Raw genomic sequence first — 26,825 nt, forward strand, 5'->3', positions numbered from 1 at the left:
AGCCGGTATGCACCCCCACCCCGTCCCCGTACAGGCGCTGCTCGTCGTGGATCTCCAAGCGGCCTTCGTCGTGGGCGACAACCCCGTGCCCGACGCGGCCCGGCTGCTGGACCGGGTCGACGCCCTCGTCCGCCGGGCCCGGGCGGCCGGGGCGCTGATCGTCCACCTGCAGAACGACGGGCCGGCCGGGGAGCCCGACGAACCGCACACCCCCGGGTGGGAGTTGTTCCTGCCGGTCAACGGCGGTCCGGCCGAGACCGTGATCCGCAAGACCGAGGACGACGGCTTCGAGGGCACCACGCTGGAGGACCGGCTGACGGCCGCCGGGGTCGTGTCGCTCGCCGTGTGCGGGGTGATGTCGGAGATGTGCGTCCTGGCCACCGCCCGCCGGGCGCTGGAGCTGGAGTACCGGGTCGTGCTGCCGCACGACGCGCACGCCACGTACGACATCCCGGCCGCGCCGGGGATCAGTGAGAGCGTGCCGGCTGCGATGGCGTCGCGGGTCGCGGAATGGGCCCTCGGCGACGAGGTGGAGGTCGTCGCCCACGCCGGGGACGTCACCTTCGTGGCCACCCGCACGGAGCCCTTTGCCGACAATAGAACTGCGTGACCGTCAGTTCGGTGGTGCCGCCAAGCAATGCGGCAACCGGCCGCCGCCGAGATGCGGCGAACGGGGTGACACCTGACCGGCGCAATTTTGTCGGCCCGCCCCCGTAATTGGGCTGCGGCCTCTCCCCCGACACCCTTTCGCCGCCGTGATCCGCCGCCTTCGCGAAGTTACGGAACGGCCGCGCGGACCACCTGATCAGCGGCATCGTACGGGTCATCCCCACGTGGTCGTATGAGCGAGTCACGCGCACGATTTCGCCACATGTCTGCCAAAGTGCACTTCGGCTTTACTCACCGGATTGAGCGAAGAGAGCCGTACGTGCTGCACATGCGTCGTGCCGAAGAAAGACAATTGACGGTCCTTCATTTGGTTCAGCCCGTGGACGGTGGAGTGGCCCGGGTCGTCACCGATCTCGTCAGGGCCCAGACCGTCGCCGGGCTGCGGCCCGTGGTGGCCTGCCCGCCCGGGAGCCCGCTGGCCGTCGGGGCGGCCGCCGCCGGGGCTCAGGTCCGGGGCTGGTCCGCCACCCGGGCCCCGGGGCCGCGACTGGCCGGTGAGGTCGCCGCCGCGCGGCGGATCGTCCGCGACTGCCGCCCGCACGTGGTGCACGCGCACAGCGCCAAGGCCGGTCTCGCGGGCCGGATCGCCGTACGGGGCAAGGTGCCCACGGTGTTCCAGCCGCACGCCTGGTCCTTCGAGGCCGTGGACGGGCGTACCGCCGAACTTGCCCTGGGGTGGGAGCGGTTCGGTGCGCGCTGGGCCGACCACATCCTCTGCGTCAGCGAGTCCGAGCGGCGCACCGGCCAGCAGGCGGGCATCGCCGCCCGCTGGTCGGTGATCCACAACGGCATCGACCTCGACCGCTTCCGTCCCGGCGGGCAGGCCGAGCGGACCGCGGCCCGGGCCGCGCTGCCGCTCCTGGACGGGGTGGATCCACGGGCTCCCCTCGTCGTCTGCGTCGGCCGCCTGACCCGGCAGAAGGGCCAGGACGTCCTGCTCGACGCCTGGCGGCGGCTGCGGGTGCCGGGCGCGCGTCTGGTGCTCGTCGGCGACGGCCCCGACCGGGCCGGCCTGGAGGCCACGGCTCCGGCCGGCGTCCTGTTCACCGGGGCGAGCGCCGACGTACGGCCGTGGATCCACGCGGCGGATGTCGTCGTCCTGCCGTCCCGCTGGGAGGGCATGGCGCTGGCCCCGCTGGAGGCCATGGCCTGCGGCCGGGCCGTGGTGATGAGCGATGTGAGCGGGGCGCGGGAGAGCGTGGCGCCGGGCGACGAGGACCACCTCCTCGTACCGCCCGAGGACCCCGCGGCGCTCGCCGCCTCGCTCACCGCGCTGCTCACGGATCCGGAGCTGCGCGAGGCGGTGTCCCACCGGGCCCTGCGCCATGCCCGGGCGGCGTTCGACGTCCGACGGACCGCGGGGGCGGTTGCCGGTCTCTACCAGGAAATTGTCTCCCTGTCCGGCCCCACGATGAGGAAGCGCACCGAGCGATGACGATGGAGAGTGCACCGGCCCCCGGCGCCGGCCAGGCAACAGTCGTACAGACGCCCACGGTTCATCCGCCGCGAAGAGGCGACGGCGGTACGCGGGAGCTCGGCGGTGGACGCGCCGCCGTGCGTTTCGCGCCCGCCGCGCAGCTGCTCGGCGCGGACGCGGCGGCGCTGGCCGGCACGTTCGCCCTGTGCGCCCCGGCCGGCTGGCCCTGGCCCGTGGTCGCCGTCCAGGCGGTGGCGCAGGTGCTGCTCCACGCGTACCGGGGGCTCTACCGCCTCGGCCTCTCCCCCTCGGTGCTCTCCGAAGTGCCCGCGCTCCTCGGCCTCGCCCTGCTCCAGTGGTACGTGACCATGGAGGTCGTCGATGTCTGGGCCCCGGCCCACGCGTTCGGCTGGGCGGTGCTGGCGTACGCGGCAGCCGTCCAGACCGTGCTGTGCGCCTCCGGCCGCGCGGTGGTGCACCGCATCCGGCACCGGGCGGCCATCCGCAACCCGCTGTCCACGCTGATCGTGGGCCACGGCCCGGTCGCCCGTCAGGTGGCGGCGGCGCTGTACGACCACCCGGGGTACGGGCTGCGCCCGGTCGGCCGGGTCGCCGCGTCCGCCGGCCCCGACGCCTCCGCCGCCTCCACGGAGGAGACCGCCGCGCGGCCGGACGGTGTGCCGCTGCCGGTCCTGGTCACCCCGCAGGAGGTGGGACGGGCCGTCGTGCAGAACAGCGTGCGGCACGCGGTGTTCACCGCCCCGCCCGAGTCCACCCCGGACGGTGCCGCCCTGTTCGCCCTGCTCACCGGCCACGGCTGCCGGGTGTGGCTGGTCACCGGCGACACCGCCGTCGCCACCCGCCCTGCCGGGGGCCGCCCCGACCACCTGTGGGGGTTCGCCGCCCACCCGCTCCAGGACGGCACGCACCGGCCCGTGAGCCATGCGGCGAAGCGGGTGATGGACGCCCTCCTGGCGGGGACCGGTCTGGTGCTGCTGTCCCCGCTGATGGCGGTGTGCGCGCTGGCGGTGCGGCTCTCGGACGGGCCCGGCGTCATCTTCCGGCAGGAGCGGGTGGGCCGGCACGGCCGCCCGTTCGTCCTGCTGAAGTTCCGTACGCTGCGGCCCGCCGACGCCCAGGAGTCGGCGACCCGGTGGAACGTGGCCTCCGACGGACGGATGAGCCGCGCCGGACGGCTGCTGCGGCGCACCTCGCTGGACGAGCTGCCGCAGCTGTGGAACGTCCTGCGCGGCGATATGAGCCTGGTCGGGCCCCGGCCCGAACGCCCCTTCTTCGTCGCGCAGTTCAGCCGTACGCACCCCGGCTACCAGGCCCGTCACCGGATGCCGGTGGGCATCACGGGGCTGGCGCAGGTGAACGGGTTGCGCGGTGACACCTCGATCGAGGAGCGGGCCCGGTTCGACAACCGGTACATCGAGACGTGGTCGCTGTGGCAGGACGCGTGCGTGCTGGCGCGGACCGTGGGCTCCTTCTTCCGGCTCGGAGGCAGCTGACCATGGCCGCCACCCTCACCGCACCGGCGCCCGGGGCCCCGGCCCGTACCGTTCCGCGTCCGCCTTCGGGCGGCTGGCGGAGCCGGTGGCCGCTGCTCCCCCTGATCGCGACCGTCCTGCTGCCCGCCCTGCCGTACGCCGTCGGCGGCGGGGTGGGACCGGCCGACATCGCCTCCGGCGTCGCGGTGCTGGTCTGTGCGGGGCGGCTGCTGTACCTCCGGCAGCGCCCGCTCGGCGGGGCCGCCGCCCTCGTGCTGGGGCTGCCCGCCGTGGGCTTCGCGGTGGCGGCGGTGACGGCGGCCGACCCCGGCGCCGCGCTGCCGGGTCTGGTCCGCTACCTCCAGGTCTTCGTCCTGGTCCCGGCCGCCGTCTGCCTCCTGCTCAAGGACGCCCACGGCTTCCGGATCGTCGCCGGGGCACTGGTGGTCCTGGCCCTCGTCCAGGGTGTCGTGGGCGTCGACCAGTACGTCACCGGGACCGGCGCCTCGTACATGGGCGAGGAGGTCCGGGCGGTCGGCACGTTCGGGCCCAGCGACATCATGGGGATGGCCACGGTCGTCGCCTACGGACTGCTGGCCGCCGCCGCCTTTGCTCTGCGGACCCCGCGTACCGCACCGGCCTGGCTGCGCCCCGCGGCCGCTGTCGTCGCCGTCGGGCTGATCGTGCCGCTCGCGCTCTCCTTCAGCCGGGGGGTGTGGATCGCCACGGCTGCCGCCCTTCTGGTCGCCCTCTGCCTGACGGGCCGCCGTCAGGCGCTGACCTCGCTGGCGGTGCTGGGGGCCACCGGGGTGGTCCTGGTCGGCGGGTTCGGCATCGGCTCGGAGATGATCTCCGAGCGGGCCGCCAGCGTCACCCAGGTGACACGGGCCCCCGACCGGTCGGTGAGCGACCGGTACGCCATGTGGAGCGCGGCGGGCTCCATGTGGCGCGAGCAGCCCGTGACCGGGGTCGGCCTCAAGGGGTTCCCGGCCCACCGTGACGCCCACGCCTCGGTCGGCCTCTCCTCCGGCAGCGACACGGCGGGGGCGGGCCAGCAGTTCCGCCGGCAGGCCCTGCTCTCCCCGCACAACATGTATCTGCTCATCCTCAGCGAGCAGGGCCTCATCGGTCTGACCGCGGTCGTCGGCAGCTGGGCGGCGATCCTCACCGGCGCCGTACGCAGGCTGGTCCGGGCCCGCTCACGCGGCCACACGGCCGTGGACTGCGGGCTGGTGGCGGTCGCCCTGATGGCCTGGCAGAGCGTCAACTTCCTGTACTCCGACATCGGCGGGCCCACGACCGTGCTGAGCGGCGTCGTCCTGGGGCTCGCCGCCTGGTGGGCGCTGGCCGAGCCGGAGAAGGCGGGCACCACGTGAGCGACACCGGTACGGGGACGGAGGCGGAGGCCCTCCCCCGCGAGGCCCCTCCGCTCGACGACCGCCCCCGCGACGCCCTCCCCCAGAAGGCGCTTCCTCGCACGGAGGCCGTCCCTCCCCTGCTTCCGGGGCCCGGGCAGCCTCCCGGCTCCGGCCCCGGGGGGACCACGGCCGTCGACACCGCGCCGGGACCGGCGGACAGCGGCGAGGCTCCCGGGCTCGGCTCCTTCCTCGCCCGTGCGGCGGCGGGCACGGCGGCGCTGACCGTGCTCGCGGCGGTACTCGGCCTCGTACGGGACCAGGCGATCGCCCGGTACTTCGGCGCGAGCGACGCCAGTGACGCGTTCCTGATCGCCTGGACCGTGCCGGAGATGGCGGCGACGCTGCTGATCGAGGACGGGATGGCGCTGCTCCTCGTCCCGGCCTTCAGCCTCGCCCTCACCCGGCGCGCGGAGGCCGGGAGCGCCCCGAGGACCGACACCGGGGAGCCGGGCCCCGACCCCGTACGGGAGCTGGTGGCGGCCACCCTCCCCCGGCTCTGCGTCCTCCTCATGGCAGGAGCGGCGCTGCTGATGGCGGGCGCCCCCTGGGTCGTCCGCGTCCTCGCGCCCGGGCTGGCCGATCCGGACCTCGCGGTGGACTGCACCCGGCTCACCGCCGTCACCGTGCTCACCTTCGGCATCACCGGCTACTTCAGCGCCGCCCTGCGCGCCCACCGCAGCTTCCTGCCGCCCGCCGGGGTCTACGTCGCGTACAACATCGGCATCATCGGCATGACCCTGGCGCTGCACTCGGTGTGGGGAGTGCGCGCGGCCGCGGCGGGTGTCGCCGTCGGCAGCCTGCTCATGATCCTCACCCAGCTCCCCACCCTCCTGCGCCTGCTGCCCCTGGCACGCCCCCGCCTCGGCCGGCTCAGGAAGCGTGCCGCGCGCACCGCCCCCCTGCTGGGGGTGGCAGTCCTCGCCCCGGTCGTGCTGTTCGTGGTGAGCCGTCAGTCGCAGGTGCTGGTGGAGCGGTTCCTCGCCTCCACGCTCCCGGCGGGCGCCATCTCGCACCTCAACTACGCGCAGAAGGTCGCGCAGATGCCGATGGTGCTCTCCCTGATGATCTGCACGGTGACGTTCCCCGTCGTCGCGCGGGCGATGGCCGACGGGAACCACGAGAAGGCCCGGCAGCGGGTCGAACGGGACCTCGCGCTGGCGGGCATGGTCGTGCTGCTCGGCACGGCGGTCGTCCTCGGTTACGCGCCCCAGATCATCGAAGTCCTCTTCCAGCGCGGTGCGTTCGACACCGCCGACACCGAGGCCACCGCACAGGTGATGCGGGTCTACGCGGCCGGGCTGCTCGGCCACTGTCTCGTCGGCGCGCTGAGCCGGCCGTTCTTCTCGTCCGGCCGGCCCACCTGGTTCCCCGCGTTCGCGATGGGCACCGGGCTGCTGGTCACGATGGGCGCCGGGTACGCGCTCACGTACCGCTTCGGCGTCGCCGGTATCGCCACCGCCAACGCCGTCGGGATCAGCACGACCGCGCTGCTCCTGCTGATGGGTCTGGGCACCCGGGTGGTCCCGATCCGGGCCAGGGCGGTCGCCCTGTCGCTCGGCCGCCTCGCGGGCGCGGCGCTGGTGGCCGGGGCGGCGGGCTGGGCGGCGGCGCAGCTGGTCCCCGACGCCGTGCTGAGCCTGGCCGCCGGGTGTGTCCTCGTTCCCGCCGTCTTCTTCCTGACCGGGCTGGCCCTGCGCTCGCCCGAGGTCGTCTCCCTGCTGGCACTCATCCGACGGAGGTTCACTGATGGCCGCTGACCCCCCGGCGCCTTGCGCCGACGCTCCCTCGTCCCGGCTCCGCCCGCACACCCGCCGTCAGCCGTGGATCCTCACGTACCACTCGGTCACCGACACCGACGACGACCCGTACGGCATCACCGTCTCCCCCCGGCGGCTCGGCGAGCAGCTGGCGTGGCTGCGCAGCAGGGGGCTGCGGGGGGTGGGGGTGTCGGAGCTGATGCGGGCCCACGCGGCGGGGCGGCGGGATGTGGTCGGGCTGACCTTCGACGACGGGTACGCGGACTTCCTCCACGAGGCGCTGCCCGTCCTGCGCGTCCACGGCTGCACCGCGACCGTGTTCGTCCTGCCGGGGCGGCCGGGAGGGGTGAACGAGTGGGACCCGCTGGGACCGCGCAAGCCGCTGCTCACCCACGACGAGATCCGGCGCGTCGCCGAGGCGGGGATGGAGGTCGGCTCGCACGGTCTGCTGCACCAGGACCTCACGACGCGGGCGGACGAGGAGCTGCGCGAGGAGACGGTCCGCAGCCGCGAGTTGATCGCCGAGCTCACCGGCACGCTCCCGGAGGGCTTCTGCTATCCGTACGGGACGCTGGACCGACGGGTGGCGGACGCGGTCCGTTCGGCCGGTTACGGATACGGCTGCGCGCTGGCTCCCGGCCCGCTGATCAGCCGCTTCGCGCTCCCCCGCACCCACATCAGCCAGGCGGACCGGGGCGTACGGCTCTGGGCGAAGGACCTGCGGCACGGGCTGCGCCACGGGGCGGTCCCCGGCGCGGGCGCCCGTACGGCCTCCCCGGTACGGGCGGGTGGCCCCCGGTGAGGGCGCTGCACGTCATCACCGGGCTCGGTGTCGGCGGGGCCGAGCAGCAGTTGCGGCTGCTGCTGCGCCATCTGCCGGTGGAGTGCGACGTGGTGACGCTCACCAATCCGGGCCCGGTGGCGGACGGCCTGCGGGCCGACGGAGTGCGCGTCATCCACCTGGGGATGCGCGGCAACCGGGACCTGTCGGCCGTCGGACGGCTGACCCGGCTGATCCGCGACGGCCGCTACGACCTGGTCCACACCCACCTCTACCGGGCCTGTGTGTACGGGAGGATCGCCGCCCGCCTCGCCGGCGTCCGGGCGGCCGTGGCGACCGAACACTCCCTGGGGCGCGCCGAGATCGAGGGCCGCCCGCTGACCCGGGGCATCCGCGCCCTCTACCTCTCCACCGAGCGGCTCGGCGCGGCCACGGTCGCCGTCTCCTCCACGGTCGCCGGGCGGCTGCGGGACTGGGGAGTGCCCGCCGAGCGGATCCGGCTGGTGCCCAACGGCATCGACGCGGACCGCTACCGCTTCGACCCGGACCGGCGGCTCGCCGTGCGGGCGGCGCTGGGGATCCCCGACGACGCATTCGTGGTCGGCGGGGTGGGCCGGCTGGTGCCCGGCAAGCGCTTCGACGTGGCGGTACGGGCGGTCGCCGCGCTGCCGGGGGCCCGGCTGCTGCTGGCCGGTGACGGGCCGGAGGCCGGGGCGCTCAGGACCCTGGCGGCCGAGCTGGGGGCGGCGGACCGGATCCGCCTCCTCGGGGAGTGCGGCGCGGGCGGAAGCGGCCCGGTGCCCGGGATCCCGGCCCTGCTCAGCGCCGTCGACACCTTCGTGTCGACGTCCCGCGAGGAGTCCTTCGGGCTTGCAGCCGTGGAGGCGCTCGCCGCCGGGCTGCCCGTCCTGCACGACGCCTGCCCGGCCATCGACGACCTGTCCGCCGCCCACGCCCCGGGGGCCACCCGGATCGCCGGGAGCCCCGACGAGCTGACCGCCGTGCTGCGGCAGCGGATACAGGCCCGCCCGGACCGCAGCCCGCCGCCGCGGGCCGTCGGCCACTACGACATCCGGCGCAGCAGCGAGCGCCTGATGGACGTGTACGCGTACGCCCTCGACACCGCCCCACCGAACCGGAGAGCCCTTTCATGACCGAGTCTCCCGAGCAGCAGCGCTCCGCCTTCCTGCGGAAGCGGCTGCGTACCGCCCCCGCCCAGCTGCGCACCGCCCTCACCCGGCTGCCCCACTGGTGGCCCCTGCCCGTCAGTGTGCTGCTCGGCACCGCGTCCGGGCTCTCATACGGGCTGCTCGCCTCCCCGCAGTACGAGGCCACCAGTTACGCCATGGCGGTCGCCGAGGAGGAGGCGGTCCCCGGGGCCGCGCTCGGCTACGCCCAGTCCTACGGGCGCCTCGTGACGAGCGACGCGACCCTCTCCTACGCCCAGGGGGCGGCCGGTGAGCCGGTGCGCGCCCTGCGCTCCCAGGTCCGCTCGGAGACCTCCCCCGACTCGCCGATGATCTCGGTGACGGGCACCTCCGACAAGGCGGGCAAGGCGGCCGACATCGCCAACGCGGTCATCGAGGCCGTCATCGTGAGCAGCGGCCATGTCTCCAAGGACACCGGGGTGAAGCTGATCAAGTTCACCCACGCCATGAAGCCGGACCAGCCGGTCTCGCCGTCGGTGCCGCTGGGCACCGCCGTGGGCGCGGCCGCGGGCGGCCTGCTGGGCGGGCTCGTCCTGCTCGTCCGCCCCCGCCGCGCGGGCTGGAGCGTCTCCGCCCAGGTGCCCGGACCGACCACCGCCGAGGACCACACCTCCACCACCGACGACCGGGAGCTCGTGCGATGACGGCCGACCGGGCGGGCAGCCTCACCGTGACGCTCTGCCGTGACTTCCGGGAGTTCGGCGCGCTCGCCGGGGAGTGGGACGCGCTGCACCGCCGCTGCGCCACCGCCACCCCGTTCCAGAGCCACGCGTGGCTCCATTCCTGGTGGATCTCCTACGGTCAGGAGGGGAGGCTGCGGGTCCTGCTGGTGCGCCGGTCGGGGCGGCTGATCGGGGCGGCGCCGCTGATGCTGGTGCACCGTCCGATGCCGCTGCTGGTGCCGATGGGCGGGGCGATCTCCGACTTCTTCGACATCCTGCTGGACGAGGAGGAGGCCGGGTACGCGGTCGGGGCGCTCCAGCGGGGTCTGGACCGGGCCGCCCGGCACACCGTGGTCGACCTGCGGGAGGTCCGGCCGGACGCGTCGGCGCAGCTGCTCTTCGGGCGGTGGCCGGGCGCGCGGAGCCGGCTCACGGACTCGACGTGCATGGAGCTGCCCGCCCGGCCGCTCGGCGACCTCGTGGGCCGGCTCACCGGCTCGCGGGGCCAGCGGCTGCGGGCCAAACTGCGCAGGATCGAGGCGCTGGACGTGGAGGCCCGCACGATCCCGCAGGACGGCGTGCCGGCGGCCATCGGGACCCTGCTGCGGCTCCACGAACTCCAGTGGCGGGACCGGGGGGTCAACCCGGAGCACCTGCGGGCCCGGTTCTCGGACCACCTGGTCCGCTCGGTGGGCCGGATGGTGGGCGACGGTACGGCCGCCGTCACCGAGTTCCGGATGGGCGGCGAGGTCGTGGCGGCCAACCTGACCCTGCAGTCGGGGCATCTGGCGGGCGGCTACATGTACGGGGCGGACCCGGGGCTGCGGGACCGGAAGGTCGATGTGTCGACGATGCTGCTGCGCGAGGTCTCCCAGCAGGCCTCGGACAGCGGCCGTGAGGTGCTGAGCCTGCTGCGCGGCGCGGAGCAGTACAAGAACCACTGGCAGCCGGTCACGGTGGTCAACCAGCGGCTCCTGCTGGCCCGCCCTGGTCTGGAGCCGCTGCTGCGGCTGCGGGAGTCGCAGGTGGCGGTACGGGAGCGGGCCGTGGAGACCGTGAAGACCCGGTTCCCCGCCGCGCGCGACTGGCACGGGCGGCTTACCACGCTTCCCGTCATCGGACGGTGAGGCGGGCCGCGACAGGCCGTGGGACAACACCGGAAACATCGCCTTCGCGTCGATCCGTTACCGTCCGGCGCCTCTCGCGTTGTCAGGGCATGCGGGCCTCGTGCTCCGCAGCAACCCCCCTTCCTTACAAGGAGTTCTGATGTCGCGTATTACGAAGGTCGCCGCTGTCATGGCGGGCACCGGTGCCCTCATCGCCGGCGGCGCCGGCATGGCCTCCGCGGACGCCGGCGCACAGGGTGCGGCCATCGGGTCCCCCGGTGTCCTCTCGGGCAACGTCGTCCAGGTCCCGATCCACGTGCCGGTCAACATCTGCGGCAACACCGTCAACGTGATCGGGCTGCTCAACCCGGCCTTCGGCAACACCTGCGTCAACGCCGACGGTGGCCACGACGACAAGGGCGACTACGGCTACGGCCGCTGATCACCCCCGCTGCACCGAAGCGGCCGGCTCCCTCCTTCCCGGAGGGGGCCGGCCGTTTCGCCGTGCGCGCTCAGGCGTAGCGGTAGATCTTGCTGTGGTCGAGGAGCTTCCTGGGGGTGACGTTCCACGGGGGCATCGGGTCGTCGAGCCCGAAGACGTAGTCACGGTCCCGGCCGGGTGAGGCGGGCTTGCGGCCCGGCAGGTAGGCGGCCTTGGGGTGCGCCTTGCGCCAGCGGTCCCAGAGCAGGTCGATGAACGAGTGGTGGAGCCAGAAGACCGGGTCCTCGGGGGAGGCGGCCCCGGCCATCGGGCCGCCGACCCACTGGTGGACCCGGTTGTGGTTGCCGACGTTGCGCACCCGGTGGATGCCCCAGCCCTCGATGCGGTTGCGGAACCCCTCGGTGCTGATGCTGTTCCACGGCTCGGTGTCGTAGACCGGGTCCTTCAGCGCCCGCGCCACGTCGTCGGCGGTGGGGAGGGAGACCGGGTTGTTGCCGGGCCTGCCGAAGTTGCGGGTGAGCCAGTTCTGGTCGGTGACCCCGCGGCCGACACTCCAGTTGCCCGTGGCGTAGGCGAACGGGCCGGTGGTGACGCGCCGGTCGCCGGCCCGGCCGTTGCCGCCGAGGAAGTCCTCCGCCCAGAGCGAGGAGGTGGTCGAGCGGTCCTTGGTCCAGTCCCAGTAGGGGACGCTCACCCCCGGGTCGACGGCCTGGAGGGCCCGCTCGAACTCCAGCAGGTAGCGGCGGTGCCAGGGGAAGAACGAGGACGTCATATGGGCGGGGCGCGGACGGTTCTCCGTGTCCATGACGTAGAACTCGCGGTGCATGACGACGAAGTCGTCGTAGCGGCCCGACTTCTTGAGCTTCAGGATCGCGTCGACGAGACGCCGCTTCTCGGTGCGCGTGAGGTCGCGCTGGTTCTTGCGGGTGTACACCGGTTCCGTTCCTCCTGGTTCATGTGCGGTGCGACGCTCACTTGTGGTGCCACGTGCGCCTGTGGTCGGGGAGCGCGAGGCGGGCGGTGCCGAGCTCGTCCACGGCGGCGCGGGCCGTCTCACGGAGCGTGGGGAACGACTCGTAGTGCGTGACGTCGCTCAGATACGTGCCGTCCGCGCGCCGCATGACGTGCAGCGGGCGGCCGTCGATGCGGATCTCCGTGACCGGCTCGGTGCCGTGGGTCCCGGCGCCGCCCGCCTCGCCGGCCGGGACCAGGACGGTCACCGATCCGCGGATCTCCCGGCCCCGGTACATCTCGGCGAACTCCTCCGCCCCGGCGGCGGTGTGGCCGGGCCCCTGCGCGGGCGCGGAGGCGGTGCCCGGCCCGTGGTCGTGGACCGGCAGGAGGACCGCGGCGGTGCCTCCGGCGACGGCCGCGGTGAAAGCGGTGCGCAGGACGATCCGGCGCGACGGACCGCGTGTTCCCCGCGGTGCGCCACCGCCCGGATCCGTGGTTCGGCTCATGGTGACTGCCTCTCGTTGATACCCCTCGGGGCTGCTGTTGCTCGCGATGGTGGCAACGAGGCGGCGCCGAAACGGTTCTCGTGGCGCGGTGTCCCGCGCGTTCCGTCAAACGCGTGACCGTGCACGGCCATCCGCGCGGGAGGCCCGCGTCGCGCGGTGCGCGGGGCGCACCGGACCGGACGATGGCCGGGCGAACTCGTGGAGGTGGATGGACATGACCGTTCCGCATCAGGTGTCCGACGATCGTGCGGCCCGCATCGATCTCGCCGACCCGGCCTTCTGGCAACTGCCCCGTCCGGAGCGGCTTGCCGCCTTCGCCCGGCTGCGGCAGCTGGAGGCCCCCGTGCTCTTCACGCCCCGGCCGGGCACCGCCCGTACCTCCGGCAAACCGTTCTACGCCCTGGTGCGCCACGCGGACGTGCTGACCGCGAGCCGTACCCCGAAGGTCTTCGCGAGCGCGCCGGGGGTCACCACCCCGGAGCCGGCCGGCTGGGCGAAGGCGCTGTTCGGGAACTCGATGGTCAACATGGACGGGCCCGAGCACGCGGCGCTGCGCCGGATCATCTCCCGGCGCTTCACCCCCCGGCTGCTCGCCGCCACCGAGGAGAACATCGGCCGGCTGGCCGGGCGGCTGGTGGACGAGATGATCGCCGAGCGCCCGGGCGACTTCATGCCGTCGGCGGCCTCAAGGCTGCCGCTGGAGGTGATCTGCGACCTGATGGGCATCCCCGGGGAGCACCGGCCGCGGATCGCCGCGCAGATCGACCACGCCTCCGAGCATGTCGGCGTCGAGCGCCGGGGCCGGGCCAGGCTGCGGATCCCCGGCCGCGGGCTCGCGTCGCTGGCGATGATGCAGCTCGTCATGGCGCGTCTGGCGCGGGAGCGGCGCCGCCGCCCGCAGGACGACCTCGTCTCGGCCCTGGTGCGCGCGGACATCGAGGGTGAAGGCGTCTCCTCGCGGGATCTGGGCGCCTTCTTCTCGCTGCTGCTGGTGGCCGGGGTGGAGACCACGCGTAACGCGATCGCGCACGGGCTGTTCCTGCTGGACCGGCACCCGGAGCAGCGGGAGCTGCTCCGTTCGGACTTCGACCGGTACATCGGGGGTGCCGTCGAGGAAATCGTCCGCCATTCGACGCCGATCATCCAGTTCCGCAGGACCGTCGTATCGGAATACGAGCTGGGCGGCCGCACCTTTCTTCCCGGGGAGAAAGTCGCACTGCTCTACGCGTCCGCCAATCGCGATGAATCGGTTTTCACCCGTCCGGATCTCTTCGACATCACCCGGTCGCCGAATCCGCACCTGGGTTACGGGGGAGGCGGCCCGCACCACTGCCTCGGCGCCCACCTGGCCCGCCTCGAAATGACGGCCCTGTTCCGGGAACTGCTCACCCGACGGCCCGTCATCCGGCGGACGGGCGATCCGAAGCTGGTCGATTCGAATTTCGACAACCGCGTCGGTTCCCTGCCCTTCACCCTCGACTCCACCGTCACCTGAACGGCCCGTTCACAACGCCGCATACGATAAATGGACCGCTCTATTCGCGTGGGGTGCAGGATGATGAAACTCTCTTCCCATCGGGCCGAACCGGCCGGAATTTCCTTGCAGCCAGGAGGAGTCATGCCGGCCAAGCGCCGAATCGTCACCACATGCATCGCCGCGGCCGTCCTCAGTCTCCTGGCGGGCGGCGGTATCGCCGGGCAGCTGCCGCCGGGCACCGATTCCGTGGACAGCGCCGCGCCGGGGCCGCAGGGCAGCAGGGGCTCCGGCTCCACCGCGCACGGCGCCTACCTGGACTACGGGCCCGCCGGGGTGAGCAGGATGGCGGACCTGTCCCGCTGGCTCGGCGGCGCCGAGCTGCGCGTGGGGCACACCTACCTGCCGGGCGACCTGTGGGTGAACATCGAGGGGACCCCCGACTTCCTGGACGCCTGGGCCGACTGGCGCAAGGCGGACGAGGACCGGATGTTCGTCCTCAACGTGCCCATGCTGGAGCGGAACGAGGAGCGCGTCCCGGACGCCCAGGTCCGCCGTCTGCTGCGGTCCGGGGCGGCGGGCGACTACGACCAGCACTTCACCAGGCTGGCGGAGCGCCTGGTCTCCCTCGGTGTGCCGGATACGGTGATCGTGCTCGGCTGGGAGATGAACGGCACCACGTACACCCATCGCTGCGGTCCCGATCCGGCGTCCTGGAAGGCGTACTGGCAGCGGATCGTGACGGCGATGCGTGCGGTGCCGGGCCAGGAGTTCCGGTTCGACTTCACGCCCAGCCGGGGGCGGGACGCGGTGCCCTGGACCGACTGCTACCCGGGGGACGACGTCGTCGACATCATCGGGATGGACTCCTACGACCAGCCGCCGGGCGAGTCCTTCGACGACCAGATCAACGATCCGTACGGCCTCCAGAAGCACGTCGACTTCGCGGCGGAGCGCGGCAAGCCGATCTCGTTCCCGGAGTGGGGGCTCTTCCGCAACGGTGACAATCCGGAGTACATGCGCCGGATGCTCGACTGGATCGACCGGCACCAGCCGCTGTACCAGACGATCACGGACTACTGCCCGCACGGGGTGTGGCAGTGCAAGAGCAATCCGCGCGCCTCGAAGGTGTTCCGGACGAAGCTCGCCGACATGGCCGCCCCGGTGAAGCCCGCGCCTCCCAGCACGGCCCCGAGCCCGACGCCTTCCCCGACACCGCCTCCGACTCCGACCCCGAGCCCGACCGTCCCGCCGGCCGTACAGCCGTCGCCCACGCCGTCGGTGCAGCCCACCCCCACCGCCCCCGAGGCGCTGGCCACCCGCAGGTGGTGCGTCACCGTGCCGTTCGGGGACTGGCTGGGGCAGTGGCTGAAGGAACGCCGGATCTGCTTCCGCTACTGACCGCGCGCATGGAAACGGCTCCGGCCCTCCTCTGGGGAGCCGGAGCCGTCCACCCACACGGGTCCAGCGCGGGGGCAGATGGACAAGCAACCGCTTGTCACTCCCCCAACGGGGACACAGCCCGCCGCGTCACGCCGCCGAACGGGCGAAAGCCCGTACGCCGGAGCGGGCCGCTGCGCACTCGGGGGTGACGCGCGACCATGGAAACCTAGAGATGGTGGTGAGGTGCATGGCATCCGCCGACGAGGGCCCCCCGGCGGGCCCCGGCCCGCTGCCCCCCGCGGATCCACGGGGCCCCGTGCGGCTGGGCGACGACGCGGTGGCGGTGATCGCCGGGGACGGCACGGTCATCGGCTGGACCCGCGGGGCGGAAGCCCTGCTGGGGTACGCGGCCGCCGAGATGGTGGGCCGCTCCGCCGCCCTGCTGCTGGCCGGGGCCCCGGACACCCGGCGTACGGCCGCGATCGCCGCCCGTAGCCGTGAGGGGTCGGGGTGGAGCGGGCAGATCGCCCTGCGCGGCCGGGACGACCGGCTGATCGACGTCGACGTACGGGTCTCCGCCTCGTTCCTGGTCGCCGGGCGCGAGGGTTTCCTGGTCTCCGGGCGGGAGCGCACCCCGCAGTGGACGGTGGACGGGTCGGTGCTGGAGGGGTTCCTGACCCGGTCGCCGGTCGGCATGGCGGTGCTGGATCCGGAGCTGCGCTACATCTGGCTCAACGACACACTGGAGCAGTTCGGCGGGGTCCCCCGGGGGCAGCGCCTGGGGCGGCGGCCCGGCGATGTGCTGCCCGGGCTGCTCGCGGCGCCCATCGAGCGGCTCATGCGGCAGGTCCTGGCGACCGGCGTACCGGTCACCGACTACGAGTACCTGGGCTGGAGCTGGGCCGACCCGAACCGCCGGCGGGCCTATTCCAGCTCGTTCTTCCCGCTGGCGGACGCCGAGGAGAACCGGATCGGCATCGGCTACATGGTGCTGGACGTGACCGACCGGTGGAACGCGCGCCGGCTGCTGGCGCTGGTGAACGAGGCGGGGGCCAGTATCGGCTCCACCCTGGATGTGCAGCGCACGGCCCAGGAGCTGGCGGATTTCGCGGTGCCCCGGTTCGCCGACTTCGTCTCCGTCGACCTGCTGGAGACACCGCTGGGCGGGCCCCGGCCGGGTCTCCCGCTGCTCGGCGCGGAGGTGCGGGGCGCCCGGCCGCCGATGCGCAGGATGGGGATGAGTTCGGTGCGCGAGGGGTGTCCGGAGGCGGTGGTGCGGGTCGGGGAGAGCGTCGACGTCGTACCGCCGCCGCACGGCGTCCACTTCCTTCTCGACGGTGACCCGGTGCTCCTGCCGATGCTCGACCCGGACAGTCACGTGTGGGCCGTGGAGCAGCCGGCGCGGGCCGCCCGGATCCGGGAGTTCGGGCTGCACTCGCTGATCTCCGTACCGATGCGGGCGCGGGACACCGTCCTCGGGCTCACCACGTTCATGCGGTCGCAGAACCCGGTCCCGTTCGACGAGGACGATGTGGCGCCGGCCCGGGAGCTGGTGGCCCGGGCGGCGGTGTGCGTGGACAACGCCCGGCGCTACACCCGGGAGCACACCGCGGCGCTGGTGCTCCAGGAGAGCCTGCTGCCGCACACCCTGCGCGGCGGGACGGCGCTGGACGTGGCCTCCTCCTACCTCCCGGCGGACGCGAAGGACGGGGTCGGGGGCGACTGGTTCGATGTGATCCCGCTGTCCGGGGCCCGGGTCGGCCTGGTCATCGGGGACGTGGTGGGGCACGGGATCAGCGCGGCGGCGACGATGGGGCGGCTGCGGACCGCCGTGCAGACGCTGGCCGACATGGACCTGGCGCCCGACGAACTGCTGGCCCGGCTGGACGACCTCGTCATGCGGCTCAGCGAGGAGGAGCCGGCGGGCGGGCGGGCCGACCGGGGCGGTACGACGGTGCTGGGCGCCACCTGCCTCTACGCCGTCTACGATCCGGCGTCCCGCTGCTGCACGATGGCCCGGGCCGGGCACCCTCCGCCGGTGATCGTCACCCCGCAGGGCGCGGTCAGCTTCCCCGACCTTCCCCTCGGCCCGCCGCTGGGCCTGGGCGGGCTCCCCTTCGAGTCCCTCGACGTCGAGCTGCCCGAGGGAAGCCTGCTCGGCCTCTACACCGATGGCCTCATCGAGGGCCCCGAGAAGGACGTCGAGCAGGGCAAGATCCGGCTGGGGCGGGCGATCTCTCGGGACGGGCTGCCGCTGGACGAGCTGTGCGAGGCGGTGGTGAAGGAGCTCCTGCCCGTTCCGCAGCCCGACGACATCGCGCTCCTCCTCGCCCGCACCCATGCGCTGAAGCCCGACCGGGTGGTCTCCTGGGAGGTGCCGCTCGACCCGGCGGCCGTCGGGACGACCCGGAACAAGGTGGCCCGCCAGCTGGAGGCGTGGGGGCTCGACGAGCTGACGATGACGACCGAACTGATCGTCAGCGAGCTGGTGACCAACGCGATCCGGTACGCCTCCGGGCCCGTACGGCTGCGGCTGCTGCTCCAGTCCGTGCTGACCTGCGAGGTCTCCGACGCCAGCAGCACCACCCCACGGCTGCGGCACGCCCGGACGACGGACGAGGGCGGACGCGGTCTGTTCCTGGTCGCCCAGCTCGCCCGGCGCTGGGGCACCCGGTACACGCACCGGGGGAAGATCATCTGGGCGGAGCAGGGGCTGCCGTCGTCCCCGCCTCCGCCGGTGCCTCCGGTCGGGTCCCCTCCGGTGTCTCCGTCTCCCCCTCCCGGCTCTTCCGGCTGAGCAGCCGGGTCAGCGCGCCGCCCGCCCCGATCAGCTCGTCCCAGGTGCCCTCCTCGACGATGCGGCCCCCGTCGAGGACCGCGACGCGGTCGGCCCTGCGGACGGTGGCGGGGCGGTGGGCGATGATCAGCGTCGTACGGGAACGGGCCCGGGAGTCCGCCGCGAGCGCCCGCGCCAGTTCCGCGTCGCCCTGGTGGTCGAGGTGCGCCGTCGTCTCGTCCAGGACGAGGACCCGGGGGCGGCCGAGGAGCCCCCGGGCCAGGGCGACCCGGGCGCGCTGGCCGCCGGAGAGGGTCGCGCCGCGTTCCCCGACCGGGGTGTCCAGGCCTTGGGGCAGCGCGCCGGCGACGGGGGCGAGGCCGCAGGTGCGGAGGGTGGCGGCCAGCTCGTGGTCGGTGGCCTCGGGGGCGCCGAGGCGGAGGTTCTCGGCGAGCGTCCCGTGGAAGAGCGGGGCTTCCTGGCCGACGACGCACACGGCGGCCCGCAGGTCGTCCTCGGCGAGGTCCCGCAGGTCGACGGGGTGGGCGGCGTCCTGGGGAACCAGCTCCACCGTGCCTTCCTGCGGGTCCCAGTAGCGGGCCAGGAGATGGGCGACGCTGCTCTTGCCGGCCCCCGACGCGCCGACGAGGGCCACCGTCTCGCCCGGCCGCACCGTCAGGTCGAGGCCGTCCAGGACGGGGGCGGAGCCGTAGCCGAACCGTACGCCGCGCAGCCGCAGGCCCAGCGGACCCGCCGGGGCGGGGAGCGGGGAGACGGGGGCGGGGGCCCCGGCGGGGGCGTTCACCGCCGCGCGGACCCGGGCGGCGGCGGCGCGCAGGCTGCCCGCCCGGCCCAGCGCGGCCGCCGATTCGGCCACCGGGGCGAGGGCGCCGAGGGCGAGGGCCATGGCCGCCGGAGCCCAGGCGCCGTCGAGCCGTCCGCCGCCCGCCGCGTGGGCGGCGGCGGCCACGACCCCGATGACGGCGCCGACGACGAGCAGATCGCGGGCGGCTCCGGCCCCTGTCTCCCAGGACTGCTCGGCCCGCTGGGCACGGGCGAGGCGCCGGCCGCCGGACCGCAGCCGGGCCCGCGTACGGTCCAGGGCGCCTGCCATCAGCAGCTCACGCAGGCCGTCGACACTCTCCACGCTCTCCGCGGAGAGGCCGGCGAGCGCGGCCCGGGTCCGCGCCCCGCGCTCGGCGCGGCCCCGCGCCTCCAGCAGAGGCGACCAGAGGAGCAGCAGGGCGGCGGGCACGACGGCGACGAGCAGCCAGGGCCCCAGCACACCCAGCAGGGTGGCGGCCACCGCGAAGACGAGCCCGGAGGCGAGGAGTTGGGCGATGGCGTGGGCGTAGAAGAACTCCAGGGCCTCCACATCCCCGAGCGCGGTCGCGGCGAGATCACCGCTGCGGCGCCCCGCGATCCGGGCGGGCGCCGAGCGGGCGAGCCCGTCGAAGACCCGGACGCGCAGTTCGGCCAGGACGCGGTAGGCGAGGTCGTGGGAGAGGTCCATCTCCCGCCAGGTGGCCAGCGCCCTGAGCAGGACGAGCCCGATGAGGACGGCCACGGTCGTGGGTGAGGGGGCCCGGTGCTCGATCACCGCGGTGCCCACGGTGTGCGCGGCGAGGGTGACCAGGGCGACCAGGGCCGCCTGGTCGACGAGGGCGGCGAGGCAGGTGCGCAGGACGGTGGCGCGGTGGGCGCCGAGGACGGGGAGGAGGGAGCGGAGGGCGCCGGTGTCGTGGGGGGCGGTGGCCTTCACGGATGCGGACAGGGGTGCGGGCTCGGGCGGTGTCATGCGGCGTGCTCCTCCTGGGCGGGGCGGCCGGCTTGCTCCTGTGAGGTACCGCCCACGTGCTCCTGTGAGGTACCGCCCACGTGCTCCTGGGCGGTGCGGCCTGCCGCGATGAGCGAGGCGTACACGCCGCCGCCCGCCAGCAGTCCGCTGTGGTCGCCGGATGCCTCGACCCGCCCGCCGTCGAGGACGACGATGTGGTCGGCGTGGCGGACGGCGTCGAGCCGGTGGGCGACGACGAGGCAGGTTCGGCCCCGGCTCGCCGCCGGCAGCTCCCGGACGATCCGGGCCTCGCCCCGCTCGTCCACCGCGCTGGTGGCCTCGTCCAGGATCAGGACCGGTGCGTCGGCGAGGAGGGCGCGGGCGAGGGCGAGCCGTTGGCGCTGGCCGCCGGAGAGCGTGGCGCCGCGTTCACCGACGAGGGTGTCGTACCCCTGCGGGAAGGCGGTGATCTCCTGGTGGATGCCCGCCGCCCGGGCGGCGGACCGCAGCTGTACGCCGGTGGCGTCCGGCCGGGCGATGCGCAGGTTCTCGGCGATCGTGGCGTGGAAGAGGTACGTCTCCTGGGAGACGACGGCGATCCCCCGGCGCAGCGAGGCGAGGGTGTACGCGGCGGTCTCGGTCCCGGCGATCGTGACGCGCCCGCTGTCGGGGTCGCGCTGGCGCAGCAGCAGGCTCAGCAGGGTCGACTTCCCGGCGCCGGAGGGCCCGACGATCGCAGTCGTCCGCCCGGCGGGTGCGGTGAAGGTGACGCCGTCCAGGGCGGGGCGCTCGCTCGACGGGTGGGTGAAGTGGACGTCCGTGAAACGGATTTCGGGGGCGGTGGCCCAGCGGGCCTCCACCGTTCCCCGGTCGGCGACGGCGGGTTCGGCGGTGCGCAGGGCGGCGATCCCGTCGGCGGCGGAGACCCCGAGGTAGCCGGCGTGCCATTCGCGGGAGAGGTCGCGGATGGGGCGGAAGCACTCGGAGGCGAGCATCAGCAGGAGGTAGGTCCCGGTGGTGGCGGTGCGTCCGGTGGCCGCCGAGGAGCACGCCACCAAAACGGCGGCCGCGGTGCCGCCCTGGACGGCGAGGTCGGTGAGACCGGTGTCGACGAGCGAGACCCGGAGTTTGGCGACGGTCGCCCGGTGGAGCACCGCCGACCGCTGCTCCAGCCGGTCCCGTACGCGGCCCACCGCACCGGCCGCGCGCAGGGTGGCCATGCCCTGCAGAGCTTCCAGGTAGTCGGCGGCGAGGGCTTCGTAGGAGTCCCAGTGCTCCTTGCCGCGCCGGGCGAGCAGCCGGTCCCACCCGCGCGGACCGAAGAGTGCGAGCAGCAGGGCCAGGCCGAGGGCGAGGGCGGCGTACGGCTCGATGAGCGCTACGGCGACGAGCAGGAGGGGCGGGACGGCCGAGGTGATGAGCGCCTGGGGGAGGTAGCGGGAGACGTAGGCGTCCACGCCCTCGACGCCGTCGACGAGCGTGGCGCGTACGGCTCCGGCCCGGGCACCGGTGATCGCGGTGGGCCCGAGTTCGCCGAGGCGGGACAGGAGGGTGTCGCGGAGCCGGATCCGGACGGCGGCGCCCGCTGTGACGGCGGTCAGCCGCTGGGCCCGGCCGAGCGCGGCGCGGACGAGGACGACGGCGAGCACGGTGAGGAGGTGCGGCGCCAGGCCGGACGTGTCGCCCTGGGCGATCCGGGAGAGGACGACGGCGAGCAGCACGGCTTGGGCGAGGTGGGTGAGGGTGCCCGCGGCGAGCAGCGCGGTCGCGCCGCCGAGGGGACGGCGGGCGGTGCGGGCGGCGCGCAGGAGTTCTGGGTGGAGCATCATGGGCGTTCTTCCTTGCCCGGGAGGGGCGGTGGGGCGGGGGGTGGGGGATCGGCCGGCCCGGCGAGGGCGAGGCCGTGGACGATCCAGTCGTGTCCGGGGGCGTCGCCCAGTGCGGCGCCGAGGTCGGCCTGGAGCCAGGAGCCGATGGGGCGTGAGCGGAGCCCGAGGGCGGCGGCGTGGGCCTGGGCGACCCCGGCGGCGTAACCGGCGGCGAGGTGGCTGCGGCGGATCCGGGACGGCGGGGCGTCGGCAGGGCAGCCGTGGGCGACCAGCACCGCGCCTGCCGTACCGATCCACCGCTGGCCCGCCGCCCAGTGGGCGAGGGTGGGGCGGGCATCGCCGGTGGCGAGGGGGCCGGCGGTCGTGAGGAGCCCCGGGGCGTCGCCGCCGACGGCCGCGGCCCAGGCGGGGCCGTCCGGCCGGGCCCCCTCGGCGGTGGCCAGGACCCGGGCGAGCAGGTCGGGGGCTGGTGGGTGCGCCAGGTCGGAGGGGGGTGCGCTCCTTCGCGTACGGAGGGTCTCGTCCGTCACCGGGGTGGGGCGGGCGGCCGGGTGCCAGGTGGAGTCTGCACCTGCCGACAGATGCGTCAACAGGTGCCGGGCAGCGAACAGTTCGCGGGGCGTGGCGTTGCCGCCGGCGCCCGGTTGCGGGAGGGGAATGGCGGCGCAGGGCAGGGCGGCCCACGCGGTGAGCGGGGCAGTTGAGGGGGCGAGCGCGTCTGCGGACCGCAACCAGATGGCCACGAGGGGGAGTTCGGATTCAACGCCGGGCCTTCGGGTCTGCCGATCGGCCGCACGGGGCAGTCCGGCCGCCGCGGCGAGCTCTTCACCGTCCGCGTCGAGGGAGACCCGCACGTCGCCCGGGGCAGCGGCGAGCGCCAAGGCGGCCGCCGCGTGACCGGCGTCCAGCAGAAGAAGCGGCCAGGCGCGGTGCCCGTAGTGCGCGACCGTACGGGCGGCCGTGACGGTGAGGACGACGACGGCTCCCGGGGGCGCGTCGGCGGGGGCCCGGCCGCGCGGGTGGGCACGGTGGGCGCGCGGGTCGTAGGCGTACCGCCCGGGCGGCAGCGAGCAGCCGGGGCCGACGAGCAGGTGCGCTCGTACGGGATGGAGCGCGCCCGCCGAGGCGACGGGCCGCAGTCGGCCGCCTGCCTTCCGGGGCGCGGCGAGGGACAGCCGCAGAACACGGTCCAGGTCCACCCCTCCCCCGGCCCCGGCCGGGTGCAGCCCCGGGCCGCCCCACGGGAAGGCGCGCTCCGGCAGATACGGGACGGTGCGCGGCACGCGGGGTGACCTGGCGTCGGCCAGGGCGCGGCTCAGGAGGCCGGGGGCTGCGGGAGGAGCCTGGGGCATGGGCGCGTGCTCCTTTACATGTGCGGCGGCGGTGCGAGGGTGAAGTCCGCCGGGCGGGTAGGGGGTCGGGTGCGCCAGCCCCGGTCGAGCGCGGCCTCGGCGAAGCGCGGGCAGCCGAAGTAGGCGAAGGCGGCGGGGGCGTTGGGGATCAGGCCGGAGACCAGCACGCGGGCGACCCGCAGGGAGGTTTCGGCGATGTCCTCGGTGGTCAGGTCGACCGTGATCACCCGGTGGCCGCCGGCGGCGAGTGCCGCGTCCAGGGCGGGGCGGCTGCCGGAGGCGATCTCCGTGACGGGGACGACGCCCCCGGCGGGTGCGGTGAAGCGTCGGGCCAGCGGGGCCATCCGGTCGTCGAGCCAGACCTGCACATGGGCGCCGAGGTCCCGTACGGCGGCGAACTGCGGTCCGCAGTCGTCGAGATAGCGGCGGTCGGCCCGGTGGTCCAGGTACAGGCCCCGGGCGAAGAGGCCGGCCTCCACCGACCGGTGGACCCAGCCGTCGGCATCCACCGCGCCCTGCGTGAACACCCAGGTGTGCACCGCCTCCAGCACCGCCTTGCGGGCCGCCTCCGCCGGGTCGTACCTGCAGGCGAACCCGGCGGCGTGGATGCCGCGCCGGGGATCGTGGACCAGGGCCGCCACGCAGGGGGCGAACTCGGAGGGCATTTCCACGATGCGGACGTCCAGTTCGGCACCTGCCAGATCCTCGGTCAGACCGGGCACGCTCGCCGGGTCGATGCCCCGGGTGGGTCCGTCCAAATGCCACCACAGCTCCAGGGCGTCACGCTCGACGACTTCGAGCAGCCCGCGCTCGACGGCATCGTCGAAGCCCTGGCCGGTGGCTATGCCCGCGTAGTTCAGGTGGTGCGTGCGGGGCAGCGAACGCAGTTCGCCCTGCCGCCAGTTGAGGTGGGTGAGGGAGACCGGTGCCCAGCAGGGCCGCCCGTCCTCCGTGCCCGGTGTCCAGAGTGCCGGCGTGTCGGGGGTGAGTTCGGCGTACGGGAATCCTGGGCGCCCGTGCTGCCAGGAGGCGTACGTGGGGACCGCCCCGGGCCCGTACAGCCGCAGGCCCTCCGCCTCCAGCTCGGCGGCCGTGGCCCTGCGGGGTGCGGCGGGGTGGCCGGGCGGCGGGACCCGGTTGCCGCAGTAGCGTTCCACGGCCTCGGCGACGGCGGCGATCCAGGCACCTTGGGCGTCCCCGAAGGTGGTGCCGAGCGAGACCCGGTCCGCGGGCCAGGCGCCGAGGCGTCGGGCGTCGGCGACCTCGGCGGTCATCGCGGTGTAGCGGGGCGGCGCCCCTGCGGGGTGCTCGACGGGCCCGACACCCCGGATCAGCCCGCAGACGGGGTCGACCAGGGCTTCGATGGGCAAGGTGCTGGTCAACGGCATATCTCCGGTACGGGCTCGACGTAACGACGCCGGGCGACGACGGTCAGGTGCAGGGCGCTCCCCCGGGCCGTGACGGCTCTGCGGGACGGGGCGAGGCGGGTGGCGGTCACCGGGTTCTCGCCGGTGTGCGGGTTGCGGGCGTGGGCCGGGAAGTGGTGTCCGGCGATCTCCGTGCGGAGCCTCGTCCCGGCGGGCAGCCGGCGGCCCAGGGTGCCGAGGGGCACGGTGATCTCCGCGGCCTCCCCGGGCGGGTCGGTGCGCCGGACGATGCCGAACGCGAGCGGCTCCGCCCGGCCGGCCGGGTCGAGCGCGGTGACGCGTACGGCCCAGTCGGCGGCGGGGGTGTCGGCGGTGGCGTGGAGCCGGGCGGTGGCGGGTCCGGCCAGGTCGAGCGGGCGGGGCAGGGGCGGGGAGAGGAGGAGGCAGCGGTCGGCGCACGTGGTGTCGGCCGGGACGGCCAGGTCGTCGGAGCGGACGGGGCGGGCGGGGTCGGCGGTGAACTCGGCTCCGTTCAGCAGCCGGAGGCCGGTGGGGGCGTCGAAGGGCCAGGTGGCGGTGCGAGCTGTTTCGCCGGCTTGCCTCCCCATGCCGTGCCAACGGCCGCTGCCGTCCAGGGTGATGACCCCGCGCCGATCGGGCTCCAGCCGCCCGGCGAGGGCGGCGCGGGCCCACCGTACGTACAGCGCACCGAGGTTGACACGGTCGGCCGCGATCGTGGGCCGGTCAGCGGTGAGGCGGTGGCCCCAGGGGCCGAGCAGCAGGCGGGCGGGGCCGCCCCAGCCGCGCCACAGCGCCACGGTGTCCTCGGCGAACGGGTCGTGGGTGCCGCCGACGGCGAGGAGCGGGAGGCGGGAGGCGGAGCCGCGCCGGACGATCCGGCCGCGCGGGCGGTCGTCCCAGAGGCCGGGCCAGGAGGGCAGGGCCCGGCCCAGGCGGTCGGGCAGCCGGGTGAGCGGGAGGTGTTCCAGCAGCAGGGGGTCGGCGGCAAGGGCGTGGGCCAGCGCGTCGGGGGCGGAGTCGGGGCGGTCGCCGTGGGCGGCCCACCAGCCGGCGCGGGCCCAAAGCCGTTCGGGTCCCGCGGGTTCGCGGGCGGTGTCGGCAAGGCCGAGGGCGGGGACGGCGGCGATGACGGCGTCCGGCCGGCCGTCTCCGGGCGGGCCGAGCGCGGTGACGAGGGCGCAGTGGGCGGCGTAGGAGGAGCCGACGGCGACGACCGGGCCGCCGCCGCTCCACGCCTGGCCGCGCACCCAGGCCACGGTCGCGGCGCCGTCGCTCTCCTCGTGGTCCCGGTAGGGGTGCCACGGTCCCGGCGAGCCGTGCCGGCCGCGGACGTCCTGGGCGAGGGCGGCGAACCCGTGGGCCGCCCAGCCGCGCAGCTCGGCGCGGTGGGCGGTGCGGCCGTAGGGGGTGCGGATGACGACGGCGGGGTGGGGGCCCGGTGTGGCGGGCGGGCAGAGGTCGGTGGCGAGCGGGGTGCCGTCGGGGGCGGGGACGTACACGGTCGTGATGGTTGCCGGGGTGTCTGTCGTGGTGCTTCCCGTGGTGTTCGCCGTGGTGGTCACGGGGCCGTCCGTACGGTGGGGGCGGGCAGCGGAGCGACCTCCGGTACGGGGAGCACGGGGTGTTCGGTGACGGTCAGGTCGCGCAGGTCGATCCGGCGCAGCCGGCGGCGGGCCGGGAGGCCGGAGCCACGGTGTGGCTCTCCGCTGGCCCAGGCGATCAGGTCGGCGGTGAGCAGTGCGGCGATCAGGGCGGCGGCCGGTTCGGTGGGGTGCGGGCCGGTGTCGGGAGTGCGGTGGCCGGCCCAGTAGGCGGCGAGTTCGCGGTGGGCGGCGGTGGCCGCGAGTCTGCGGAGGCGGACGTGGGCGGCGGTGACGTCGCCGGGGGCGGCGGCGAGGGGCTCGGTCCAGGTGTGGGCGCCTTCGCGGTGGCAGCGCAGCCAGGCGGTGTGCCGGGCGGGCAGCCGGTCGGCTTCGTCCCAGGTCCCTTCGGGCACGGGTGAGTCGAGGCACCAGACCACGGCGGTGTCCCGCCGCCCCGCGAGCCCGGCCACGTCGCTGGCGGAGGCGGACTGGACCTCGGCGCCTTCGGCAGCGGCGAAACGGGCGAGCGGCTCGGTGAGTACGGGATCGCCCAGGAGGTGGACGGTCCGCCCGGTGAGCGGTGGGCGGCGGGGTTCGGTCTCCGCGTGACCGGCCTCCTCGAACGCCGCGACCAGACGGTCGAGTTCAGCCGATGACGTCCGCCCCTCCCCCTCGGTCAGCCGGTCGACCAGCTCCCCCGGGCCGACGTGGCCGGTGTCGATGCGCAGGAACTCCCCTTCGGAGGTGCGGAGTACGGGCCGGTCTCCGGGGGCGGTGACGATCCCGGCTCCGGGAGCGAGTCGACTGCGGTTCACGGGGGCCTCCGAGGGGCGTCGTACGGGGGTGATCA

At 74.8% G+C, this 26,825-nt stretch carries 21 protein-coding genes; 13 read left to right on the forward strand and 8 right to left on the reverse strand.

The genetic code is table 11. The features are described 5' to 3' along the window. The first annotated feature begins 7 nt into the window (after positions 1-7). The 10 genes from IF17_RS0113850 to IF17_RS0113895 all read left to right on the forward strand — a co-directional run bounded on the left by IF17_RS0113850 (position 8) and on the right by IF17_RS0113895 (position 10,953). Positions 8-610 (forward strand): isochorismatase family protein, encoded by a 603-nt coding sequence (locus tag IF17_RS0113850; protein WP_030565585.1) that lies wholly within the window; start codon positions 8-10, stop codon positions 608-610. 318 nt (positions 611-928) lie between these two features. After that, positions 929-2,104: a glycosyltransferase gene (locus tag IF17_RS0113855; RefSeq protein WP_425315169.1), complete on the forward strand. Its 1,176-nt coding sequence runs from the start codon at positions 929-931 to the stop codon at positions 2,102-2,104. After that, entirely contained in the window at positions 2,101-3,600 is a 1,500-nt protein-coding gene (locus tag IF17_RS0113860; RefSeq protein WP_030565589.1) for a sugar transferase, read from the forward strand. Before IF17_RS0113855 ends, IF17_RS0113860 begins: the two co-directional genes overlap by 4 nt. Positions 3,601-3,602: 2 nt before the next feature. Further along, complete coding sequence (locus tag IF17_RS0113865; protein WP_030565591.1) at positions 3,603-4,955, forward strand: O-antigen ligase family protein; 1,353 nt, start codon at positions 3,603-3,605, stop codon at positions 4,953-4,955. After that, a complete protein-coding gene (murJ, locus tag IF17_RS0113870) occupies positions 4,952-6,754 on the forward strand; it encodes a murein biosynthesis integral membrane protein MurJ (protein WP_030565593.1) in 1,803 nt (600 codons plus the stop codon). The genes IF17_RS0113865 and murJ overlap by 4 nt, the downstream gene beginning before the upstream one ends. Continuing rightward, positions 6,744-7,556 (forward strand): polysaccharide deacetylase family protein, encoded by an 813-nt coding sequence (locus IF17_RS0113875; protein WP_030565595.1) that lies wholly within the window; start codon positions 6,744-6,746, stop codon positions 7,554-7,556. The genes murJ and IF17_RS0113875 overlap by 11 nt, the downstream gene beginning before the upstream one ends. Then, positions 7,553-8,689 (forward strand): glycosyltransferase, encoded by a 1,137-nt coding sequence (locus IF17_RS0113880; protein WP_030565597.1) that lies wholly within the window; start codon positions 7,553-7,555, stop codon positions 8,687-8,689. The genes IF17_RS0113875 and IF17_RS0113880 overlap by 4 nt, the downstream gene beginning before the upstream one ends. Further along, on the forward strand, positions 8,686-9,387 hold the full coding sequence (locus IF17_RS0113885; protein WP_030565599.1) for a YveK family protein: 702 nt from the start codon (positions 8,686-8,688) through the stop codon (positions 9,385-9,387). The genes IF17_RS0113880 and IF17_RS0113885 overlap by 4 nt, the downstream gene beginning before the upstream one ends. Next, positions 9,384-10,532 (forward strand): GNAT family N-acetyltransferase, encoded by a 1,149-nt coding sequence (locus IF17_RS0113890; RefSeq protein WP_030565601.1) that lies wholly within the window; start codon positions 9,384-9,386, stop codon positions 10,530-10,532. Before IF17_RS0113885 ends, IF17_RS0113890 begins: the two co-directional genes overlap by 4 nt. 139 nt (positions 10,533-10,671) lie before the next feature. Beyond that, a complete protein-coding gene (locus tag IF17_RS0113895) occupies positions 10,672-10,953 on the forward strand; it encodes a chaplin (RefSeq protein WP_030565603.1) in 282 nt (93 codons plus the stop codon). A gap of 70 nt (positions 10,954-11,023) precedes the next feature. Here the strand turns inward: IF17_RS0113895 and IF17_RS0113900 are convergent, their stop codons facing one another. Then, positions 11,024-11,887 carry a tyrosinase family protein gene (locus IF17_RS0113900; RefSeq protein ID WP_030565605.1) on the reverse strand — a complete coding sequence of 288 codons (864 nt, stop codon included), beginning with the start codon at positions 11,885-11,887 and terminating at the stop codon, positions 11,024-11,026. A 37-nt stretch (positions 11,888-11,924) separates the two neighbouring features. Next, on the reverse strand, positions 11,925-12,413 hold the full coding sequence (locus IF17_RS0113905) for a tyrosinase family oxidase copper chaperone (RefSeq protein ID WP_030565608.1): 489 nt from the start codon (positions 12,411-12,413) through the stop codon (positions 11,925-11,927). 214 nt (positions 12,414-12,627) lie between these two features. Between IF17_RS0113905 and IF17_RS0113910 the strand changes: the two genes are divergently transcribed. The 3 genes from IF17_RS0113910 to IF17_RS0113920 all read left to right on the forward strand — a co-directional run bounded on the left by IF17_RS0113910 (position 12,628) and on the right by IF17_RS0113920 (position 18,067). Further along, complete coding sequence (locus IF17_RS0113910; protein WP_030565610.1) at positions 12,628-13,908, forward strand: cytochrome P450; 1,281 nt, start codon at positions 12,628-12,630, stop codon at positions 13,906-13,908. Positions 13,909-14,031: 123 nt separating this feature from the next. Continuing rightward, positions 14,032-15,288: a glycoside hydrolase family 26 protein gene (locus IF17_RS0113915; protein WP_030565611.1), complete on the forward strand. Its 1,257-nt coding sequence runs from the start codon at positions 14,032-14,034 to the stop codon at positions 15,286-15,288. A gap of 229 nt (positions 15,289-15,517) precedes the next feature. Then, the gene (locus IF17_RS0113920) at positions 15,518-18,067 is read left to right on the forward strand and encodes a SpoIIE family protein phosphatase (RefSeq protein ID WP_032771919.1); all 2,550 of its coding nucleotides are present in this window, start codon (positions 15,518-15,520) and stop codon (positions 18,065-18,067) included. Here IF17_RS0113920 and IF17_RS0113925 read toward each other — a convergent pair. The 6 genes from IF17_RS0113925 to IF17_RS0113950 are packed head-to-tail and all read right to left on the reverse strand — an operon-like array spanning position 17,964 to position 26,790. Next, entirely contained in the window at positions 17,964-19,844 is a 1,881-nt protein-coding gene (locus tag IF17_RS0113925; RefSeq protein ID WP_051883984.1) for an ABC transporter ATP-binding protein, read from the reverse strand. The genes IF17_RS0113920 and IF17_RS0113925 overlap by 104 nt on opposite strands. After that, positions 19,841-21,652 carry an ABC transporter ATP-binding protein/permease gene (locus IF17_RS0113930; protein WP_030565617.1) on the reverse strand — a complete coding sequence of 604 codons (1,812 nt, stop codon included), beginning with the start codon at positions 21,650-21,652 and terminating at the stop codon, positions 19,841-19,843. Before IF17_RS0113930 ends, IF17_RS0113925 begins: the two co-directional genes overlap by 4 nt. Next, positions 21,649-23,004 (reverse strand): nitroreductase family protein, encoded by a 1,356-nt coding sequence (locus IF17_RS0113935; protein WP_030565619.1) that lies wholly within the window; start codon positions 23,002-23,004, stop codon positions 21,649-21,651. Before IF17_RS0113935 ends, IF17_RS0113930 begins: the two co-directional genes overlap by 4 nt. A gap of 14 nt (positions 23,005-23,018) precedes the next feature. Next, a complete protein-coding gene (locus IF17_RS0113940; RefSeq protein WP_030565621.1) occupies positions 23,019-24,386 on the reverse strand; it encodes a YcaO-like family protein in 1,368 nt (455 codons plus the stop codon). After that, positions 24,383-25,900 carry a CocE/NonD family hydrolase gene (locus IF17_RS0113945; RefSeq protein WP_030565623.1) on the reverse strand — a complete coding sequence of 506 codons (1,518 nt, stop codon included), beginning with the start codon at positions 25,898-25,900 and terminating at the stop codon, positions 24,383-24,385. The genes IF17_RS0113940 and IF17_RS0113945 overlap by 4 nt, the downstream gene beginning before the upstream one ends. A 50-nt stretch (positions 25,901-25,950) precedes the next feature. Continuing rightward, complete coding sequence (locus tag IF17_RS0113950; RefSeq protein WP_030565625.1) at positions 25,951-26,790, reverse strand: hypothetical protein; 840 nt, start codon at positions 26,788-26,790, stop codon at positions 25,951-25,953. Positions 26,791-26,825 lie beyond the last annotated feature (35 nt).

The organism is Streptomyces cyaneofuscatus (assembly GCF_000718135.1).
GTDB classification, from domain to species: Bacteria; Actinomycetota; Actinomycetes; order Streptomycetales; family Streptomycetaceae; genus Streptomyces; species Streptomyces cyaneofuscatus.

Coding starts and splice junctions, on each gene's coding strand:
- IF17_RS0113890 (WP_030565601.1), top strand. CDS start 9,384: ATGACGGCCGACCGGGCGGGCAGCCTCACCGTGACGCTCTGCCGTGAC.
- IF17_RS0113875 (WP_030565595.1), top strand. CDS start 6,744: ATGGCCGCTGACCCCCCGGCGCCTTGCGCCGACGCTCCCTCGTCCCGG.
- IF17_RS0113895 (WP_030565603.1), top strand. CDS start 10,672: ATGTCGCGTATTACGAAGGTCGCCGCTGTCATGGCGGGCACCGGTGCC.
- IF17_RS0113860 (WP_030565589.1), top strand. CDS start 2,101: ATGACGATGGAGAGTGCACCGGCCCCCGGCGCCGGCCAGGCAACAGTC.
- IF17_RS0113905 (WP_030565608.1), bottom strand. CDS start 12,413: ATGAGCCGAACCACGGATCCGGGCGGTGGCGCACCGCGGGGAACACGC.
- IF17_RS0113930 (WP_030565617.1), bottom strand. CDS start 21,652: ATGATGCTCCACCCAGAACTCCTGCGCGCCGCCCGCACCGCCCGCCGT.
- IF17_RS0113925 (WP_051883984.1), bottom strand. CDS start 19,844: ATGACACCGCCCGAGCCCGCACCCCTGTCCGCATCCGTGAAGGCCACC.
- IF17_RS0113865 (WP_030565591.1), top strand. CDS start 3,603: ATGGCCGCCACCCTCACCGCACCGGCGCCCGGGGCCCCGGCCCGTACC.
- IF17_RS0113850 (WP_030565585.1), top strand. CDS start 8: ATGCACCCCCACCCCGTCCCCGTACAGGCGCTGCTCGTCGTGGATCTC.
- IF17_RS0113935 (WP_030565619.1), bottom strand. CDS start 23,004: ATGCCCCAGGCTCCTCCCGCAGCCCCCGGCCTCCTGAGCCGCGCCCTG.
- IF17_RS0113920 (WP_032771919.1), top strand. CDS start 15,518: ATGGCATCCGCCGACGAGGGCCCCCCGGCGGGCCCCGGCCCGCTGCCC.
- IF17_RS0113910 (WP_030565610.1), top strand. CDS start 12,628: ATGACCGTTCCGCATCAGGTGTCCGACGATCGTGCGGCCCGCATCGAT.
- IF17_RS0113885 (WP_030565599.1), top strand. CDS start 8,686: ATGACCGAGTCTCCCGAGCAGCAGCGCTCCGCCTTCCTGCGGAAGCGG.
- IF17_RS0113915 (WP_030565611.1), top strand. CDS start 14,032: ATGCCGGCCAAGCGCCGAATCGTCACCACATGCATCGCCGCGGCCGTC.